The organism is Pseudomonas sp. A-R-19 (assembly GCF_019956575.1).
GTDB lineage: Bacteria > Pseudomonadota > Gammaproteobacteria > Pseudomonadales > Pseudomonadaceae > Aquipseudomonas.
Map to the genome: position 1 here is coordinate 57,147 of NZ_JAHBDR010000031.1, position 18,905 is coordinate 76,051.

14 protein-coding genes are annotated in these 18,905 nt (G+C 59.8%); 4 read left to right on the forward strand and 10 right to left on the reverse strand.

What is annotated here, in order from left to right; translation table 11 throughout:
• Positions 1–5: 5 nt before the first annotated feature.
• Entirely contained in the window at positions 6–2,294 is a 2,289-nt protein-coding gene (locus tag KGA88_RS02725; RefSeq protein WP_223588770.1) for an ATP-dependent DNA helicase, read from the reverse strand.
• Positions 2,291–3,943, reverse strand: coding sequence for a VRR-NUC domain-containing protein (locus KGA88_RS02730; RefSeq protein WP_317851651.1), 1,653 nt, complete (start codon positions 3,941–3,943; stop codon positions 2,291–2,293). The genes KGA88_RS02725 and KGA88_RS02730 overlap by 4 nt, the downstream gene beginning before the upstream one ends.
• A 209-nt stretch (positions 3,944–4,152) precedes the next feature.
• On the opposite strand from KGA88_RS02730, the gene KGA88_RS02735 reads away from it, so the two are divergent.
• Together KGA88_RS02735 and KGA88_RS02740 are read left to right on the forward strand one after the other, a co-directional pair.
• Positions 4,153–4,380: a YgdI/YgdR family lipoprotein gene (locus tag KGA88_RS02735; RefSeq protein WP_223588773.1), complete on the forward strand. Its 228-nt coding sequence runs from the start codon at positions 4,153–4,155 to the stop codon at positions 4,378–4,380.
• A gap of 162 nt (positions 4,381–4,542) precedes the next feature.
• The gene (locus tag KGA88_RS02740) at positions 4,543–5,202 is read left to right on the forward strand and encodes an MliC family protein (protein ID WP_223588778.1); all 660 of its coding nucleotides are present in this window, start codon (positions 4,543–4,545) and stop codon (positions 5,200–5,202) included.
• 45 nt (positions 5,203–5,247) lie between these two features.
• Here the strand turns inward: KGA88_RS02740 and KGA88_RS02745 are convergent, their stop codons facing one another.
• The 4 genes from KGA88_RS02745 to KGA88_RS02760 form a co-directional block, all read right to left on the reverse strand.
• On the reverse strand, positions 5,248–6,333 hold the full coding sequence (locus tag KGA88_RS02745) for a polyamine ABC transporter substrate-binding protein (RefSeq protein WP_223588781.1): 1,086 nt from the start codon (positions 6,331–6,333) through the stop codon (positions 5,248–5,250).
• 71 nt (positions 6,334–6,404) lie between these two features.
• Positions 6,405–6,746: a cupin domain-containing protein gene (locus KGA88_RS02750; protein WP_223588784.1), complete on the reverse strand. Its 342-nt coding sequence runs from the start codon at positions 6,744–6,746 to the stop codon at positions 6,405–6,407.
• Between the two features lie 43 nt (positions 6,747–6,789).
• On the reverse strand, positions 6,790–8,196 hold the full coding sequence (locus KGA88_RS02755; protein ID WP_223588787.1) for an NAD(P)/FAD-dependent oxidoreductase: 1,407 nt from the start codon (positions 8,194–8,196) through the stop codon (positions 6,790–6,792).
• 50 nt (positions 8,197–8,246) lie between these two features.
• A complete protein-coding gene (locus KGA88_RS02760) occupies positions 8,247–9,062 on the reverse strand; it encodes a helix-turn-helix transcriptional regulator (protein ID WP_110659187.1) in 816 nt (271 codons plus the stop codon).
• A gap of 265 nt (positions 9,063–9,327) precedes the next feature.
• Here KGA88_RS02760 and KGA88_RS02765 point away from each other — a divergent pair, with 265 nt between their 5' ends.
• Positions 9,328–9,600 carry a DUF1652 domain-containing protein gene (locus KGA88_RS02765; protein ID WP_008050083.1) on the forward strand — a complete coding sequence of 91 codons (273 nt, stop codon included), beginning with the start codon at positions 9,328–9,330 and terminating at the stop codon, positions 9,598–9,600.
• A gap of 430 nt (positions 9,601–10,030) precedes the next feature.
• On the opposite strand, the gene KGA88_RS02770 is transcribed toward KGA88_RS02765, so the two are convergent.
• Positions 10,031–12,505 (reverse strand): UvrD-helicase domain-containing protein, encoded by a 2,475-nt coding sequence (locus KGA88_RS02770; protein ID WP_223588790.1) that lies wholly within the window; start codon positions 12,503–12,505, stop codon positions 10,031–10,033.
• A 245-nt stretch (positions 12,506–12,750) separates the two neighbouring features.
• On the opposite strand from KGA88_RS02770, the gene KGA88_RS02775 reads away from it, so the two are divergent.
• Positions 12,751–13,446, forward strand: a complete 696-nt coding sequence (locus tag KGA88_RS02775; RefSeq protein WP_110659578.1) for a pirin family protein — start codon at positions 12,751–12,753, stop codon at positions 13,444–13,446.
• 230 nt (positions 13,447–13,676) lie between these two features.
• Here the strand turns inward: KGA88_RS02775 and pgm are convergent, their stop codons facing one another.
• The 3 genes from pgm to KGA88_RS02790 form a co-directional block, all read right to left on the reverse strand.
• Positions 13,677–15,323 carry a phosphoglucomutase (alpha-D-glucose-1,6-bisphosphate-dependent) gene (pgm, locus tag KGA88_RS02780; RefSeq protein ID WP_110659579.1) on the reverse strand — a complete coding sequence of 549 codons (1,647 nt, stop codon included), beginning with the start codon at positions 15,321–15,323 and terminating at the stop codon, positions 13,677–13,679.
• 113 nt (positions 15,324–15,436) lie between these two features.
• Complete coding sequence (locus KGA88_RS02785) at positions 15,437–16,837, reverse strand: PLP-dependent aminotransferase family protein (RefSeq protein ID WP_110659580.1); 1,401 nt, start codon at positions 16,835–16,837, stop codon at positions 15,437–15,439.
• A 40-nt stretch (positions 16,838–16,877) separates the two neighbouring features.
• A complete protein-coding gene (locus tag KGA88_RS02790; protein WP_110659581.1) occupies positions 16,878–18,353 on the reverse strand; it encodes a hypothetical protein in 1,476 nt (491 codons plus the stop codon).
• Positions 18,354–18,905: the final 552 nt, after the last annotated feature.

Here is an 18,905-nt window from a genome sequence, read left to right on the forward strand (position 1 = left end):
CCAATTCATTGTTTCTCTGGAGTATGCGTCATAGCGGGAATTTGGAAAGCCCACCAACGCGGCAGCAGTTGCCTGACCTTGCTCTCGCCAAAACGGTCGTCGATCAACATCACGACCCCTTGATCCTGCTGGGTGCGGATCACCCGGCCAGCGGCCTGCACCACTTTCTGTACGCCGGGAAACAGATAGGTATAGTCGTAACCGGCGCCAAAAATGGCGGCCATGCGTCGTTTCAGTTGTTCGTTCACCGGATTGAGCTGGGCCAGCCCCAAGGTGGCGATAAATGCGCCGATCAACCGGGCACCGGGCAAATCGATGCCTTCACCAAAGGCCCCGCCCAGCACGGCAAAACCGACACCCTGGCCGTCGGCGTGGAATTGATCGAGAAACTGCTGACGTTGCGCTTCGTCCATGCCGCGGGACTGCGACCACAGACGGATGTTCGGGTGTTTCTCGGCGAGTAACTGCGCCACCTGCTGCAGATAATCGAAACTGCTGAAAAACGCCAGGTAGTTGCCGGGGCGCGCGCAGAACTGTTTGGCAATCAACTCCACGATCGGTTCGAGGGAGGACTGGCGATGCACGAACCGCGTGGAGATCTGGTTGACGATGTGCACTTGCAGTTGATCGGCATGGAACGGCGACTCGACGTCGATGCAAACCGTGTCCGCCGGTGTCCCCAGTAAATCGGCGTAATAGTGCCGGGGGCTGAGGGTCGCGGAAAACAGCACCGTACTGCGCGCGGCGGTCAGGCGCGGGCGGATGAACCCGGCGGGAACCACGTTGCGCAGGCACAACTGCGAGAGGCTGCGCTTGCGTTCGAGGTCGCGCTTGCTGATGTCGAACAGGAACTGCTCATCGAACAGTTCGGCCACCCGGCAAAAATGCAGCATGTCGAAGTAGAAACCCTGCAGTGCGCTATCCAGGCCTTGCGGGTGATCGTTCAGGTAGTCACCGATGCTGGCGCTGCACGAAGACAGTGCCTGAAGGAGCTTTTCCGGCGCCTTGTCATAGGCTTGGTAGGCTCCGGTTTGCGTACCATTCAAGGCATTCCACTCGCGGTTGACCCGCTGCATCGACTTTTTCAGCACCTCAGGCGCGGTTTTGCGCACGCCGTTGAAGGTCGCCTGGTCAAGTCTCGCGCTGTACATCTGCCGGCCGCGTTCCACCAGGTTATGGGCTTCGTCGACCAGCACCGCGACTTTCCAGTTGTTGGCCTGGGCCAGACCGAACAGCAGCGCGCTGAAGTCGAAGTAATAGTTGTAGTCGGCCACCACCACGTCGGCCCAGCGTGCCATTTCCTGGCTCAGGTAATACGGACAGACGTCATGCGCCAGGGCGACCTCGCGCAGGGCACCCTGGTGCAACAGGCTCAGTTGGCTGGCCGCCTGACGCGCCGCGGGCAGGCGATCGTAGAATCCCCGGGCCAGCGGGCACGACTCGCCGTGGCAGGCTTTGTCCGGGTGTTCGCAGGCCTTGTCCCGGGCGATCATCTCCAGCACCCGCAACGGCGGCGCAGCGGTGCTGGCGAGAAGCACTTGCGCAGCGTCCAGGGCGAGTTTGCGTCCCGGGGTTTTCGCCGTAAGGAAGAACACCTTGTCCAGTTGCTGCGGTGCCAGCGCCTTGAGCATGGGGAACAAGGTGCCCAGGGTCTTGCCGATTCCCGTGGGCGCCTGGGCCATCAGGCAGCGCCCCGTGCTGACGGCCTTGAACACCGACTCGGCCAGGTGGCGCTGCCCCGGCCGAAAGTCGGCATGGGGAAAAGCCAGGCGCTGCGCCGCCAGATTGCGCCCGTCACGATGGACGACTTCCTGTTCGGCCCATTGCAGGAAACGCGCGCAATGCTGTTCGAAGAACCCTTGCAGTTGCGCGGCCTCGAATGACTCGACCAGGCAGGTTTCCTTTTCGCTGACGATGTCGAAATACACCAGCGCCAGATTGATTTGCCCAAGATCCAGCTTGCGGCACATCAACCAGCCGTAGATTTTCGCCTGGGCCCAATGCAACTGACGGTGGTTGGCCGGTTGCTTGCTCAAGTCGCCCCGATAGGTCTTGACCTCCTCCAGGCAGTTTTGCCCGGGGTCATAACCATCCGCCCTGCCCTTGACCGTCAGGGTTTGATACTGGCCTTCAAGGGCGACTTCGCTCTGGTAGCCCTCGCTGCGCCGCGACGCCACCGTGCGGTGCCCGGCGATGCCTTCCAGCGCGGTCGGTGACGGGGTGAAGCGCAGGTCGAGGTCGCCGACCTTGGCGGTGAACTCACACAGCGCCCGCACTGCAATGCTGTAGCTCAAGCGTCCTGCTCCGCCCATTGCACATAGCACACGGCAATCGGCATCTGGTGCTCATGGCAGAACTCGAGCCAGCGCAACTGGTTGTCTTGCAGGCGGTCGCCCGGGCCCTTGACCTCGATCATGCGGTAGGTCTTTTGCTGCGGCCAGAACTGGATCAGGTCCGGCATGCCGGCGCGATTGGCCTTGATGTCCAGCAAGAGGCGGTTGAACCAGTGCCTGAGGTGCTCGGCCGGCAGGCAATCCAGGGCTTGTTCCAGCAGCTCTTCGCTGAGCACGCTCCAGAACACGAACGGCGACTGCACGCCCCACTTGGCGGCATAACGTTCGCGGATGGTCTGCCGGTAGCGCCCGTCGTCGAGCTCGGCCAGGCAGGCCTGGAACAGTTCGGCCCGGCGGGCATGGAAGTCTTCGCTGAGCAAATCCACCGGCCCGCGCTGGAACGGGTGAAAAAAGGCACCCGGCAACGGCGCGAAAATCGCCGGCCAGCACAGCAGGCCAAACAGTGAATTGACCAGGCTGTTCTCGACGTAGTGCACCGGTGCCGACTCTTCTGCCAAATGTACCTGTACGTAAGACTCCACTGATAACGCCTGATCCGTTCTGGGCAATTGCAGGTCCAGACGCTGCATTTGCCGAGGCGCAGCCCGCTTGATGGGCGGCCCGCCGAGCTTGCGTCGCAGGCGTGGCAGTACGCGGAGCAACTGCTGATGTTCGGCGGCACTTTCCGGGGATTGTTCGGCGAGTGCGGCCAGTTCCATCGCCAGCTCAAACTCGCCACTGCGCTCCAGCACGCGGATCAGCCGCGCACGCGCGCCCGGATAGGCACATTCGCGGTAGAGGTTCAGGGCCATGGCGAAATCGGCGATGCGTTCGCAATATTGGCCCATCTGGAACAACAGTTTGCCGCGCCGCCGTTGCAACCATGGGTTGTCCAGCGCCAGCCCGTTGATCCGTTCGGCCACCTCTTCCAGTGCTTCACCGGCCTCGAATTGTTGCTGGTACGCGTGCAGGAGGAGATAGGCGTCCACGTCTTCGCGACTGCGCAAACCCCGGGACTCGGCGCAGAACTCGACTTTTTCGTAGGTATAAATGCCGAGATCGGCCAGCACGAACTCCGACCAGTCCTGATACAGGTTGCCGAAGAACATCAGGCGCAGGCGATCGCACAACTCCATGATGGTCAGGCTGAGCAAGCGCTCATCCAGCATCGGACACCAGTCGTTGAAGCTTTGCACCTGAGGAAATTGTTCGCACAGCGCTGGCAACCAATCGGCCTTCTTGCCCTTGGGTTGATCGATGACAGGGCCAAAGGCCTGGAGGATTTCTTCCTTGAGCAACAGGTCGAACAGCGTTTCGATCGCCAGCGGCATTCGCTCATCGACCCAACCGAGCTTCAACAACGGGCCGGCGGCGCTGACGATATCGCCGATTTCGTCGTAATGCAGCTTGCTCGCCCTGAAATGAACGCCTTTGCGCATGACCATTCTGACCAGAAGAGCCTGCGATTCACCGGGCAACAGCTTAAACTCTTGTATGAAACACTGCTCGTCGACGCTCAGCACATCGGCACAGCGTTGCTCAAGCCAATCAAGCACTTGCATGAAGTTGTTGAGGTAATAGAACGGATCGTCGAGGGGATTTGCAGTCACAGAAATGGGCCATGGCGAGCGAGTACTGGTTATGCGTACAGATACCAGTTCCACCCTGTCCGGTGCAATGGGAAAAGGATAAAAGGCGGCGCTGTACGGAATATTTCCCGGGCAGTAGAACTTTCTGCCCCCTGGCGGCACCAACCGCCATAGATGTGCAGTGCCAGCCTCAAGCTGAAGGCACTGCTTCAGAACGCGTGGAGGTGATAATGGACATCAAGACTTTGGGTTTGCCCCTGGCGATAGCGGCCATGCTGACGCTGGCCGGTTGCTCGACACCAACGGTTGTGACGCTGCAGAACGGCACCCAGTACCTGACAAAAGACATGCCGAAGACCAAAACCAAGGACGGGTTCTTCGAGTTCGAGGACATTTCCGGTGCGACCGTGAGAGTCAGGGCCGACGAAGTGGCGACGATTCGCACGGAAGATGACTGAGAGCACCACTTGATGCGACTCGATGCTTCACCTTCCCCCTCGGTGGCAGGTTTCCAACACTGCCTTACACTGCGTAGACCCGGGGCGACCGAATGACTACGCAGCGCTATGATGGAGTCCGCTGCAACAGGGGCATCACGTCATGATTCAGGTGAAGCCGAAATGAACATGGTCACGCCACTTTTGGTCTCGATCCTTGCTGCCAGCGCGTGCGTGACAGCCAGTCTTTGCTCGGCCGCCACCAAGCCTTCACCCACCTACAAAACCAGCTTCGACTGCAGCGGCAACCAGGCGCCCGTCGAAAAGCTCATCTGCCACGACGCCCAACTGGCGCAGATGGACCTGGAACTCAATCGCCTTTATCTGCTGGTGCTCACCGATGACCATGCCGTGCCGCGCCCGGACAAGGTCGAGGTTGACCAGCGGTTCTGGATCGCCGCCCGCAATCAGTGTGGCAGCGACCCGCAAGCCAAGGCTTGCGTCATTCGCAGTTATGCCGAACGCGCGCATCAACTGCGCCAGGGCTCGGCCATTGCCAGGACCAAGGACCCCAGCCGACGCACCGAAGGCCCCCTTGCCTACCATTGCGCCGGCTTCAGCCCGCTGATTGCCGCCACGTTCTATACCGTCGAACCGGGCGTTGTGTTCCTGAAGTGGGCGAACACCTCCGTCACCCTGAGCCAGGTGCCGAGCAGTTCCGGAACCCAGTACACGGGCAAGGACTACAAAGGCACCTACAGCTTCTGGCAAATCGGCAATGACGTGTTCTTGCAGATACCCGGCTCAGGACAGATGACTTGCGCAGCCGAGCCGGTCGGCTGAGACCGATGACATCGGGACATCCTGTCCCGATGACCGCTCGATGTTTCAGCTGCCGGTGCGAATCTTGTTCCAGACCCGGGTACGTACCCGATCGATGCTCAGTGGCATGGCCTCCAGCGCAAACAGTTTGCCCATCATTTCAGGACTGGGGTAAACCTTGGTGTCGTTCTTGATCGCAGGGTCGATCAGGCTGTCGGCCTTCTCGTTGCCATTGGCGTAATGCACGTAGTTGCTGACGCCGGCCATGACGTCCGGACGCAGCAGGTAGTCCATGAAGGCGTAGCCGGCCTTTTCATCCGGAGCATCGGCCGGCATGGCGACCATGTCGAACCAGATCGCGGCGCCTTCCTTGGGAATCGCATAACCGATGTCGATGCCATTGTTGGCTTCCCTGGCACGGTTTTCCGCCTGCAGGATGTCGCCGGAGAACCCGACCGCCACGCAGATATCGCCATTGGCCAGGTCACTGGTGTACTTGGACGAGTGGAAGTAGCTGACATACGGCCGCACTTTCAGCAGCAAGGCTTCAGCCTTCTTGTAGTCTTCCGGGTTCTTGCTGTGATGGGGCAAACCGAGGTAGTTCAACGCCGCCGGCAGCAGTTCGGGGCCGTTGTCGAGGATGGCCACGCCACACTTCTGCAACTTCTGCATGTTCTCGGGCTTGAAGATCAGGTCCCAGGAATCCACGGGGGCGTTGTCGCCCAGCACGGCCTTGACCTTGGCAATGTTGTAGCCGATTCCGGTACTGCCCCACAGGTACGGGAAGCCGTGCTCGTTGCCCGGGTCGTTGGTCTGCAAGGCCTTGAGCAACACGGGATTGAGGTTCTTCCAGTTCGGCAACTGACTCTTGTCGAGCTTCTTCAGGGCGCCGCCTTCAATCTGCCGGGCCATGAAGTGGTTGGACGGGAACACCACGTCGTACCCCGATTTGCCGGTCATCAGCTTGCCATCGAGGGTCTCGTTGCTGTCGTAGACGTCGTAGGTGAAGCCGATGCCGGTTTCTTTCTGGAAGTTTTTCGTGGTGTCTGGCGCGATGTAATCCGACCAGTTGTAGATTTTGACGGTTTCGGCCGCCTGGCTGATGGATGCAACCAGCATCAGCGGAGCCAGCGTCAGGGTCTTTCGGATCATGAGTCGATTCCTGTAGGGGTTGTTGTTATTGGCAGGCAATCAAAAGATCAGCTTTCAAATGTCAAAAGCATTCAAAAAATCAAAACGTAGGTCTTGCGCACGGTTTCCTGGATGTCCCAGATCCCGAGGCTATTGGCTGGCAGCATCAGCGCGTCGCCAGCTTCGATGTGCAGCGGTTCGCCGCCGTCGGGCGTGAAGGTGCAACGGCCCTGGATGAAGTGACAGAATTCCTGGGCGACGATCTGCCGCCGCCAGCGCCCGGGGGTGCATTCCCAGACGCCGGTCTCGACGCCGTCGTCGCGTTCGATGCTGGTGGTCGACGCCACGGCCACGGGCGTACCCAGGGGCACGGCGACCGGATTGGATTCGTCCAGTTTCAGGGTTGCGGTGTTCTTGAATTGCGTGATGCTCATGGGAATACCTGTCGATGTAGCCTGTAGATGAAGAGCGCGCCGTTTAGTGCATGAAACCTTCCATGAAGCCAGCCACCCCGCTGGCCAGCTTGCGCCGCCAGGGCGCGGTAGCCGGGTTGGCCAGGGTCTGGTCCTCATGGACAAAGCTGCGGATGATTGCGTTGTAGCCGAGCCAGCGGATCGGTTCCGGCTCCCACGCCCGGAGCGCGTCGAGCCCGCGCTGCGGGATGACCCACGGCTGGCGCACCAGATCGCTGTCGCGGCCGAGGATCAGGTCGGCCAGCGTGCGCCCCCCCAGGTTGCTGGCGCCGACTCCCTCCCCGCCATAACCGCCAGACAAGGCGATGCCGCTGGCCTGATCGCAAAGCATGTGTGGCTGGAAGTGCCGGGACATGCCCAGGTTGCCGCCCCAGGAATGAGTGATCTGCACGTTCTTCAGCTGCGGGAACAGCTCGCCGAACAGATAGCGCCGCAGCTCTTTTTCATCCGTGGTCAGGTCGAAGTCGTGGCGCAGCTTGCCGGCAAACTGATAGCCGCCACGTGCGCCAAAGATCAAACGGTTGTCTGCGGTGCGCTGGCCGTAGGTCACCTGGCGACTGGCCTCGCTGAACGCCTGGCCGCGGCTCAGGCCGATTTCGTCCCAGGTGGCCGCCGACAAGGGCTCGGTCGCGACGATCAGGCTCTGCACCGGCATCTGGTAACGACCCAATGGCGGCAAGGTGACGGAGTACCCTTCAACCGCCGGCACTACCCAACGACTGCGCACCGACGCCTTTGCCGTGCGTAGGCTGCCTGACTGCCAATGGGTGACCGGGCTGTTTTCGTAGATTTTCACCCCCAGGCGCTCTACAGCCCGGGCCAGCCCGCGTACCAGCTTGGCCGGGTGGATGGTCGCCACGTGCGGCGCGTAGATACCGCCATAGGGTTTGGCGACCCTGATCTGTTGCGCCAGTTGTTCCGGGCTGAGCCAGCGATAGTGGCTGTCGTCGAGGCCCTGGCGATGGAGATCGTCCAGATAGTGACGCAGGCTGGCCTCCTGCTCCGGATAGCGCGCAGCGCAATACAGCACCCCGCCTTTACGGTAATCGCAGTCGATGCCCTCGCGTTCGAGGACGATCGCCACTTCATCCGGAATGCTGTGCAACAAGTTGTAGGAAGCACGGCGCTCTTGCGTCGGCAGATCGGCCAGCAGGCGATCTTCACCCAGCAAATTGCCCATCAACCAGCCGCCATTGCGCCCAGACGCGCCGAAACCGGCGGTTTGCGCTTCGACAATGGCGATGTTCAGGTCAGGTTTCTGCCGCTTGAGGTAGTACGCGCTCCAGAGACCGGTGTAACCCGCGCCGATAATCGCCACGTCGACATCCAGGTCCCGCTCCAGCGCCGGACGCGCCAATAGAGGCTCGTCGAGCTGGTCCATCCACAAACTGATAGTGCGCCACGCCGGCATGCAAGACTCCGCCACTCAAACTTCGATGGCGTCGATCCTAGTGCGTGGGCTCAGGCGCTGTCTTGCGCGCGTGCACGCAAAGAAATTTGTTTGACGTAGGCCTTGGGTGACTGGCCGGTGTGCTGGCGGAAACAGCTGTAGAACGCCGACAGCGAATTGAATCCGGCAGCGAAGGCCAGCTCATCGATACGCAACGGTGGCGTGGCGGCATCCAGCGCAGCCAGCAGATGTTGCAGGCGCGCCTGGTTGACGTAGCGGTAGAAGCTTTGCCCCAGCACCTGGTTCAACAGATAGGAAATCTGGTTGCGGCTGTAGCCGCATTCCTTTGCCACGCGTTGCAGATCAAGCTCCGGGTCGAGATACGGTTGTTGGCGCTGGAAATACTGTTGCAGGTCCTCGGCCATGAAGCTCAATTGACGTGGCGACAGGCCGAGCCGGCTGACGGCCGGGCGCTGATTGCCGGAAGCTTTGCTTGCGGCTTGCTCATGCACCAATGAGGCGTATTCGTTGACCCGCCAGATCAGCCCGTCCTTGACCGTAATCGCTTCACTGGCGCGGAACGACACCAGCCCCTCACCGCCGCGCAAGGTGATGCGGTACTGGATGAAGGCGGTATTGCCGTCCAGGCGAATGCGGTCGGAGTGCTCCAGCGCCTCATCCGGGTCCCGGGGCATGCTGCTGCGCACGTATTCGCGCAGTTCGGCCAGGCCCATGACCCGGTTCTGGAAAAAGTCGTTGTACTGGACTTCAGGGTGATAGAGCGCCATGACGCCGTCCAGGTCCCGGTGCTTCCAGCGCAAGTGATAGCGCATGACCGTCTCGCCCGTGGCCTGGGTTTGCAAGGGGCCATCATCATCGGCGTGCATGGAAAATCTCAACGGGAAAAGACCGAGCTTGCCCAACTTCCGTTTTGTCTTCAACGACTAAACGGATGACGGCCTTTGGCTGCAAATGCGAATGAAGCGTGACCTGAATCAAAAAAATGGCGGCAATCGCCAAATGGCCTGAAAAATCCACATTCTTTTCACATCCGGGTGCTACTTTTAAAGACTGTCACTGGTTGAGCCATTGAAGGTTCTTCCCTCCTACCATGAGCTAAAGGAAGCGCTCGATAATGAAGGCGGGCAACACATGAATAAAGGGTTCAGTAAGGTCACGTTTCCAAACGCCTGCCAGCTGATGCGCTGGCATTTTCATCCCATGGGTTTCGAGGCGAGCATGGACGCGCCGGGCAGCATGATTGCCCGTCTTTTTGATCGTGCCACTGGCGAGACCATGATCGCCATTGCCGGCATTCCGTGCGCCACCGTCATGAATGCCGCGGATGTAGAACGAATAATCGAAGCGGTAGAGGATGAGCTTGAAGCCTTCGTTCCACCCCAAGCCCTCAGAAGTTATGCCTGAAGGTTCAGTCATTAAAAGGCCCACTTCGAGTGGGCTTTTTGTTGAGCGCAATTCCTTGCAGGAGCGAGCTTGCTCGCGATGGACGTTAACGATGACGCGTATGAACTGGATATTCGCGGCGCACTTGAGTCCATCGCCAGCAAGCCGGCTCCTACAGTTTGGCGTCCAAATCATTTCGGCCAGGACACGGTCCCTTGTAGGAGCTGGCTTGCCAGCGATGGTCGTTAACGATAACGCGCATGAACCGGATAAACGCGGCGCACTTGAGTCCATCGCCAGCAAGCCGGCTCCTACAGTTACCCGGGAAGTACGCGAACACCTGTAGGAGCTGGCTTGCCAGCGATGGTCGTTAACGATGACGCACATGAATCGGATAAACGCGGCGTATTTGAGTCCATTGCCAGCAAGCCGGCTCCTACAGGGTCTCGATTCAGGCGGTGGTTTGGCTTTTACGATGATCGACAAAGAACGCCTTGCCCTTGCCGATCCGGTCGGATGCCTTGGGCAGGTTCGCAGCCTGGGTGTCTTGCGCATCGACGTACCAGTAGCAATGGCTGACGGCGCGGGTAATCCCGACGTACGCCAGTCGCAGGATCTCGTCCTTCTGGGCGTTGTCGTAGGGTTCGCTGTCACCGGCCTTGCCCAGGCCCGCCATGCGGTAAACCTGATTCTTGTAAGGCGAGCTGGTCAAGTGCTGGCAGTCGCCGAGCAGGAACACCGCATCGGCCTGGAGGCCCTTGGCACTGTGATAAGTCAGTTGCTTGAGCCTGCGAGCCTCATGCGGCAAGCTAGAATCAACATTAACTACAGACTTAATATGCTCTTCTATCAATGACTTATCGCTACTTTTTCGATAAAGCATCAAGATCGAATCGCCCTTTCGGTAATGCTCCATCAGACGCTGTGCCATGCCCTGGTCATCACGGTCAAGCACGTTAACTGGCAGCAATGCCTTGGGTTCACCGCTGGCCTTGGCTTTCTTCCCGGCAATCGCCGGTGCTGCACGCACGATGTGTTCGGCGGCATCGATGATGTGCTGGTGGCTGCGGTAGTTGTCACTGAGCATGACCTTGGTGGTGCTCGGCGACGGGAACTCCTTGTTGAATTCCATGAAGTAGGTCGGCGAACTGCCGCGCCAACCATAGATGGATTGCCAGTCATCCCCCACGCAAAGCAGCGAGGAACGCTGGGCGCCCCGCCCGACGTGCATGGCCGGGCCGCGACTGCGGATCTCTGCCAGGCTGGCCCTGATCCAGGAGACGATTTGCGGCGAGACATCCTGGAATTCGTCGATCATCAGGTGCGACAGCGGACGTAGCAGTTCATCGCCGAGCAGTTTCAGATTCTCCGGCGAATGCTCGCTGAACAGGGCGAACATCCGGTTGTAGGTCATGATCGGCGGTTTCTGGTCGAGCAAATGATCTTCCAGCGCCCGCCAGTAAAGGCTCAAGGCTTCGAAGAAGAACCGGTCGGGATCGTCCTTGGCGAAACTCATCTGACCCACCGCGCCCGGCACATCCAGGCCGAGGTTTTCAATGAATCCGGCGGCAGCGACAAAGCAATCGAGCAACGGCGCGGATGCGAGCTCGCCCTTGACCTTGTAATCGAAGCCCGGCCCGGCGCTGGCATCGCCGGCAAGCGAAGCCAGGACACGTTTTGATGATTCGTAACTATCCAGCCATATCAATGGCTTACGACAGAAAGCTTGAAACAGGGTGCGTTTTACCGCCCACTCTGCGCGCACCGACAGCTTGGCGTTTGGCCGGGCCAACTGCGGGCTTTCCCGAGGATCGAACCCCAGCACCACCCAGGCATCCAGGGATGGAATGTAGCCGTGACACTGGAATTTCGCGCCATTGATATCGAACGACTGGCGATTCGGCTCGATACCCTTGATCGGCCAGGCACCGGCGCGAATCCACAAGTCCTCAAGGGTGTCGCACAACTCTTCATCGCGCTTGGCCGCCAGTTCGGTCACACCCATGCGCTTCTGTACATCCGGATGATCGCGCTCCAGCTCCTTGAGTTGCAGGGCATGCCGGGACAACGGCTTGATCAGCTCGCGAAAACGCTCATCGCAACTGTGCAGACGGTGAAAGCAGGCGTTGAGTTGCTGGCGTTGAGCGTCGTTGATGCGCAGGTCGAACGGATTGCTGTCGACCTCATCGTCCCCCTGTGCCGCCCGCAGGCTGAGGTTCTCGAAAGCCTGCAAACGCTCGAACCCCGGAAGGCTGCGCACCATCGGCAGGATCCGCGAGTGAAAGGTGCGCACCAGGTCCCGCGCTTCCTTGAAACTGATCGCGCGGCCCCAGAGCGCAAACAGTTCGATCAGCTTGTTGATGAAGTCCTTGCGCGACTCGCGGGTGAAGGTGACCACGGTCATCGAACCCAGCTCGAAACCCAGGTAATGGGTGAGCAGCAGGATGCGCAGCACCAGCGTGGTCGACTTGCCTGCACCGGCACCGGCGATCACCGAGGTGGATGGCGTGTCGCTGAAGATCATTTTCCATTGGGCGGCGCTCGGCTGGGCATGGGCCGGCAACAACCGGGCGACATCAGCCTTCATGCGCTTTTTCAACTCGGCACTCAACGGCAGGCGCCAATCATCGAACAACAGCTCATCGACATTCGGTGGTCGGTGTTCAGTTGAGCGCGAGTCGCGGATCAGCAGGACCTGCCGACCCTCCTCCAGCCCTTCGAGCTTGCCTTCCTTGTAGCCGTAATCGACCCCGGCGCTGTGTCCGCTGCGAAAACCATCAGCCTGGCCGTGCAACCACGACGCACGGTGCTGTGCGTGCAGGCGGGTCAGGCTGTAGCCGAAGAACCGGGCGAGCAATCGCTTGATCAGCGGCATCTCGGCCAGGGGACGAAGTTCAGGAGGAAGATCGGGGGTGTGTTGCGGCACGCGGACTGACTCCAGGGTGTGAGGCTGTTGGGCGCTATGGTGTCTGCATTTGCCCTTGAGTTCTAGTCAATTGCTTATGACTCATTGGCTTATGCGATGAATTGAAGGTTGGATGAGAAAATTTCGAGATAATTTCATATCTATCGATTCGATGGGAATGCTGCATTTTTTACGCTTTTTATCGATTGTTGCCTGTTGGATGATGGCCGTCATCACTCACCGACGAAGCTTTTCAGGAGACGATCATGCTCGAACTCAGGCCTTTCAACTCGCTCGGCGGTGCTAACCACGGCTGGTTGGATGCTCACCACCATTTTTCGTTCGCCGAATACTACGATCCCAAGCGCATGAACTGGGGCAACCTGCGGGTCTGGAACGACGACGTGATCGCGCCCGGCACCGGTTTCCCGCAACACCCGCACCGCGACATGGAGATCATCACCTACGTCCGCGAAGGCGCCATTAGCCACCAGGACAACCTGGGCAATAAGGGTCGTACCGAAGCCGGTGACGTCCAGGTCATGAGTGCCGGTACCGGGATCGCCCACAGCGAGTACAACCTGGAAGCGACGCCGACCAGGATTTTCCAGATCTGGATCATCCCGAACGAGTCCGGCCTGGCCCCTTCCTGGGGCGCCAAGCCGTTCCCGAAAGGCGAACGCGAAGGTTTTGTCACCCTGGCCAGCGGCAAGGAAGGCGACGAACAGAGCCTGCGCATCCGCGCCGATGCCCGGCTGGTAGCGGCCAACCTGAAGGCCGGTGAGACTGCCGAATACCCGTTGGACAAGGGGCGTCGTGCTTACCTGGTGCCGGCCACCGGAATCATTGAAGTCAATGGCTTGCGTGCACAAGCTCGAGACGGTGTCGCGGTTGTCGATGAGCAGGTTCTACGTGTGACGGCCATCGAGGACAGCGAGATCGTTCTGGTGGACCTGGCTTGATTCGCTGAGCGCAATCGCAAAAAAGGGGAGACCGTGTTGGTCGCCCCTTTTTTACTTGCTGCGAAATCCTTTGTGGCGAGGGGGCTTGCCCCCGTTGGGTTGCGAAGCGACCCTGAAACCGGCAAACGCGGTTTTCCTGAAGCACCGCATCGTCTGGATTTACGACTGCTTCGCAGCCGAACGGGGGCAAGCCCCCTCGCCACAGTGTCGCTCACCACAAAAGTCTGTGTTTATTTCGCGGAAATGGCGCCATCCACCAGCGTTTGCGCTTCGGCCACCAGTTGCTTGAGGTGGTCGTCGCTGACGAAGCTTTCGGCGTAGATCTTGTAGATGTCCTCCGTGCCCGACGGACGCGCCGCGAACCAGCCGTTTTCGGTCATGACCTTGAGACCGCCAATGGCCTGGTCATTGCCCGGTGCGTGGCTGAGGATGCTCTGGATCGGTTCGCCGGCCAGCTGGGTCGAGGTGACCTGTTGTGGCGACAGCTTGCTCAACAGCGCTTTCTGCTCCGGGTTGGCCTTGGCGTCGACTCGCACCGAGAACGGTTCACCCAGTTCGTCGGTCAAGGCACGATACGCCTGGCTCGGGTCGCGACCGGTCCGGGCAGTCATCTCGGCAGCCAGCAGGGCCGGGATCAAACCGTCCTTGTCGGTGCTCCAGACACCGCCGTCCTTGCGCAGGAACGAGGCGCCGGCGCTTTCTTCACCGCCGAAACCCAGGGAGCCATCGAACAGGCCATCGGCAAACCATTTGAAGCCAACCGGCACTTCGTACAGGCGACGACCCAGGCGCTTGGCCACGCGATCGATCAAGCCGCTGCTGACCACGGTTTTACCCACGGCGGCATCGGCGCGCCATTGCGGACGGTTCTGGAACAGGTAGTCGATGGCAACGGCGAGGTAGTTGTTCGGCGCCAGCAGGCCACCGGACGGCGTGACGATTCCATGGCGATCGTGGTCCGGATCACAGGCAAATGCGACGTCAAAGCGTTCTTTCAGGCCGATCAAGCCTTGCATCGCGTGGCTGGACGATGGGTCCATGCGGATCTGGCCGTCCCAGTCGACGGTCATGAAGCGGAAAGTCGGGTCGACCGCTTTGTTCACCACATCCAGGTCCAGGCGGTAGTGCTCGGCAATCGCCGACCAGTAGCGCACCCCCGCTCCACCCAGCGGATCGACACCCAGGCGCAGCTTGGCATCGCGGATGGCGTCGAAGTCGATCACGTTGATCAGGTCGGCGACATAGGTGTTGATGTAATCGTGACGATGAGTCGTGCTGGCCTTCAGTGCCTGCTCGTAGCTGATGCGCTTGACCCCGGCGAGCTTATTGGCCAGCAGTTCGTTGGCCTTGGCTTCGATCCACTTGGTGATGTGGGTATCGGCCGGACCGCCGTTGGTTGGGTTGTACTTGTAGCCACCGCTTTGCGGCGGGTTGTGGGACGGCGTAATGACGATGCCGTCCGCCAGGCCCGTCGTGCGCCCGCGGTTGTAGCAGAGAATCGCATGGGAAATTGCCGGCGTCGGCGTGTACTCGTCACCCGCGGCGATCATTACGGTCACGCCGTTGGCGGCCAGCACTTCAAGGGCACTGGCGCCGGCCGGCGTGGACAGCGCGTGGGTGTCGATACCGACAAACAGCGGGCCATCGATGCCTTGAGCTTCGCGATACAGGCAGATTGCCTGACTGATCGCCAGCACGTGCCATTCGTTGAAACTCAAGTCAAACGAGCTACCGCGGTGCCCCGAGGTGCCAAAGGCAACGCGCTGGGTCGAAATGGCGGCATCAGGCTGGCCGGTGTAATAGGCCGTTACCAGTCGCGGGATATCGACCAACAATTCTGCCGGTGCCGGTTTACCCGCAAAAGGACTGAGTGTCATGCAAAACCTCTGGAATAGAGTGGTTCAGGAATTGGGTCGCAGTTTACTGGCAGTTTGACCGCAACGCGATGGGATCGATCCATCAGAGTCAAGGATGTTAGTTTTTGTCTCAGTCACTCGATCGATTCCAGGCGCAGGGCATCCCCCAGCAATCCCAGTGCGGCCGCCAGGTTGTGATCGCCACCGAAGGTATGACTCAGGCGCAAATGCTGCCCGTGCAGACCGTGCAGGCTGAACAGTTCGCCCGGCGCGATGACCACCTGATGCACCAGCAGGCGCTGGAACACACGGCGGACATTGACTCGACGCAACGAGCGCAGCCAAATCGTTGCCCCGCCTTGCGGCTCGACGAAATGCAAGGCATCTCCCAGCCGCTCCTGCAGCAACTGGGTCATTTGACTCTTGCGCTCCTTCAGCAGCCGTCGCAGCACCAGCAGGTGTTGATCGATGCGGCCGCTGCTGTACAAGCGGGCGATGGCTTTCTGACGTATCGGTGAGAGACGAAAGGAGCGCAACAGGAAGTGCCGTTGCAACTCAGCACTCCAATGCCTTGAAAGCAGGTAACCGTAAGGTGCTTCCGGCCCAATGGTTTTCTCGAACGTGGAAAACACCATCAGCCGTTCAGGGTCCAGCAAGTCGCGAAAACGCACGCCGCCCGGGTCGAATCCGAGCTCGCCATAACAGTCGTTTTCCAGCACCCAACAGTCATGCGCGGCTAATACCCGCGCAATGGCTTGCCTGTTTTCGTCAGGCGCCAGGCTGCCACGGGGCATGTTCAGGGCCGATGACAGCATCACCAGGCGCACCGGTTCGGTCGCCAGCAGCACTTTCAACCATTGCGGATCGAGGCCGCCATCGGCTTGCACGGGCAACTCGATCACGCGCACGCAGGCGGCCTGAAGCAAACGCAGGATCGCCCAGTCGCACGGCGACTCAACCACCACCGTGGCGTCTTTCAAACCCAGCACGGCGATCAGGATTTCCAGTACGCCGCGAAGGTCGGCGCCGATGTAGACATCATCGGCATGCCAGTAACGCATGGGCGACGTGGTGTAGCGTGCCGCCAGGGCCGTGCGCAATTCGAGCTCGCCGCAGGGTTGCGAAGGCGACTGCGGCTGTCGGGGATACTGGCGCAGCAATTCTCGCTCCAGCAGTAACAGTGGACTGTCGAGCGGCTGCAGCAACGCCGGATCATCGGCGCTCAGGACCAGCATCCCCGGGCGCCTGGCATTGACGTAGACCGCTTCCAACAGGTCGCTGCCGCTGTCCTGGGGGTTGATCGAGGACACTGGCAACGCGTAGTAACCGGACTTGGCCACCGAATAGACGCGCCCTTCTTTCTCCAGCAGCGAATAGGCGTACTGAATGGTCGAGATCGACACATTGAGGCGATCCGCCAGCTGCCGCAGCGACGGCAGGCGGATGCGCGCATCCCCTTCGGACTCGATGATCAGGCTGGCCAGGTATCGATAAACCGCCTGATAGGCGAAATCCGTTTCTCGTGGACCTTTCATGGGTGAAGACCGACCGCACGGGCTGAAAATCCGCCCACGCTCAGTGACCCGCTTTCCATTCATCAACCAGAGTGATGCCAGCGTCAGGATCGCCCACAGCCGTTTGGATGAGTGCTTCAGGCGCCCCGCTATCGACTCCCGGGGTCCACTCCATGCGATAAAGCTGGCCAATCAGGCTGACGGGCAATCCGCTGACATCCATCATCCATTGCATGATCTGCTCGGCGACCGGATGCCCCTGCATGGCCCGGTGCAACTCGGGCATGGCCACGAGCATGCCCGGATGGCACTGGCGCAGAAAACGCTCAAGCCCTGCACCTTTTTCGATAAAAGGCGAGAAAAGCAGGCACACCAGTTGTGCCTCGCTCAGGCCCAGGTTCTTTTGCGCCTCGGCCGTCGCCCGGGCGCGTTGCCCTTTGAATGTCGCCGGGTTGCCGAACACCTCCATGGCCTGCTCGCACAAGCGCTCGGGCAAGTGTTTGCGGCGCATCATCACCAAGGCGTGTTGCAGGTATTGCGCAACGCCGGCCTCGTAATCGCGGCCCTGCACGAAGCACGCGTGCAACCCCCGGACGTGCGCCGAGATTGACGGACTGACGAATTCGTTGTCGCTGATCTGCGCAGACAGTTCGTCAGGCTGGAACCCAAGGAATTCAGTCAGCAATGTCCAGCGCTCTTCCAGGTTGCCGACCAGCAGGTCGTGAATGTCGATGCAGGCCGTACGACGACAGGTCTCAAAGCGCTCTTGTGGACGCCATCGAGCCTGGCCGTAATCTGCATAGAATGCGTGATAACAATCGCTACCCAATTCATCGAGCAAAGCGAATAACCCGGCAAAACCGGCCTCGCCTGCGTGCGAAGGCTTGAGCCCGGCCTTGGTGGCGGCACGCTTCAAACCGTCGATGAACTGCTTCTGCTGACGCGGCGTGTCACCGATGAGCAAAGCGTCGACGCCACCATCCCAGCGGGCGATTTGCCCGTAGAACTCTCCCGTGGCCAGATAACCGTCATCCCACAGGTCGAACCCGCCGCGCCATTCCCGGCGATGGCCGATCATCAGCTGGTTCAGGCGGCTGGACTCGCGCCCGGCGTCGGAGATCAGCGTCAGGTGGTTGAACGGCAAGACCTCCCGATCATCGACCATCAACATCTCGACCCGGGGATCGTCATAGACAAACAATGCGCTGTTGGTCCGGTGCATGTTTTCCACGGCCGCCGCGCTTGTCCCGTTCAATCGCAACGAGGCAATGCGCAACTGGAATGTCGCCGGCGACCGCGTGGCGATGGTCAACTGCGCGGCACGCAACAATGCCAGGGAGTAGCAGTTGTCACGGGCCCCAGACTGGATCGCCAACACCTTGTAATCGCCAATGCGCTCCATGCCCCCCGCCGCGACCGCCAGGCGCTGAATCAACAATTGCAATGCAGTGCGTTCGGCACGGGAGAAGAAACCCAGCAATCGCTGCAGTACTTGTTGATAGACATAGTTCATCGCTTGGTCATGGATGCTGGTCATCTTTATTTACCTGGTACTCGTAAGTTCAATATCGCGCAGACAGCACATTTCGCTGGGCTACCTGCACGAATGGAGTCATGGACTTTATTGCCAAATGCTAGCACTTGAATTTTCTTGAAATCATTTGAAACGATCGCAACAGCTTTGCTAGCGAACGCCAACGACGAGGCTATAGCGCCCGGCTGGCAAGGGTTTGTTCAATTGAAAGCGGAGTCCTAGGAAACGTCCGACAACGTCCCACAGACACTTAACACAAGAAATAAAGAAGGAAGTTGTCTCTGTCTTTTTGGCAACTACACAGCAACTAATTAATTTATAGAGGTGCACCAAGGGTGCGCATTGAAAAGTTCTAGCCTGACTACCAGCCATGACTCATTCCTTGAGATGAAAGTAATCATTCAATTATCAGGGCTTAGTGGCTGATTAGAAGCTACAGATTACGGGCAAAAACCAGTTCAGTTGCTGGACTGGTCTGCGGATCGATGGGTTTCTGGGGCTGAAACGAAAGAGTCCGTGCGGGCACGGACTCTTGGGTGGGCTATTGCGGCGGTT

Excerpts from the sequence above, each read along its gene's own strand:
- KGA88_RS02735 (WP_223588773.1), top strand. The coding sequence starts at position 4,153 with ATGGACATCAAGACTTTGGGTTTGCCCCTGGCGATAGCGGCCATGCTG.
- KGA88_RS02740 (WP_223588778.1), top strand. The coding sequence starts at position 4,543 with ATGAACATGGTCACGCCACTTTTGGTCTCGATCCTTGCTGCCAGCGCG.
- KGA88_RS02745 (WP_223588781.1), bottom strand. The coding sequence starts at position 6,333 with ATGATCCGAAAGACCCTGACGCTGGCTCCGCTGATGCTGGTTGCATCC.
- KGA88_RS02750 (WP_223588784.1), bottom strand. The coding sequence starts at position 6,746 with ATGAGCATCACGCAATTCAAGAACACCGCAACCCTGAAACTGGACGAA.
- KGA88_RS02755 (WP_223588787.1), bottom strand. The coding sequence starts at position 8,196 with ATGCCGGCGTGGCGCACTATCAGTTTGTGGATGGACCAGCTCGACGAG.
- KGA88_RS02760 (WP_110659187.1), bottom strand. The coding sequence starts at position 9,062 with ATGCACGCCGATGATGATGGCCCCTTGCAAACCCAGGCCACGGGCGAG.
- KGA88_RS02765 (WP_008050083.1), top strand. The coding sequence starts at position 9,328 with ATGAATAAAGGGTTCAGTAAGGTCACGTTTCCAAACGCCTGCCAGCTG.
- KGA88_RS02775 (WP_110659578.1), top strand. The coding sequence starts at position 12,751 with ATGCTCGAACTCAGGCCTTTCAACTCGCTCGGCGGTGCTAACCACGGC.
- pgm (WP_110659579.1), bottom strand. The coding sequence starts at position 15,323 with ATGACACTCAGTCCTTTTGCGGGTAAACCGGCACCGGCAGAATTGTTG.
- KGA88_RS02785 (WP_110659580.1), bottom strand. The coding sequence starts at position 16,837 with ATGAAAGGTCCACGAGAAACGGATTTCGCCTATCAGGCGGTTTATCGA.
- KGA88_RS02790 (WP_110659581.1), bottom strand. The coding sequence starts at position 18,353 with ATGACCAGCATCCATGACCAAGCGATGAACTATGTCTATCAACAAGTA.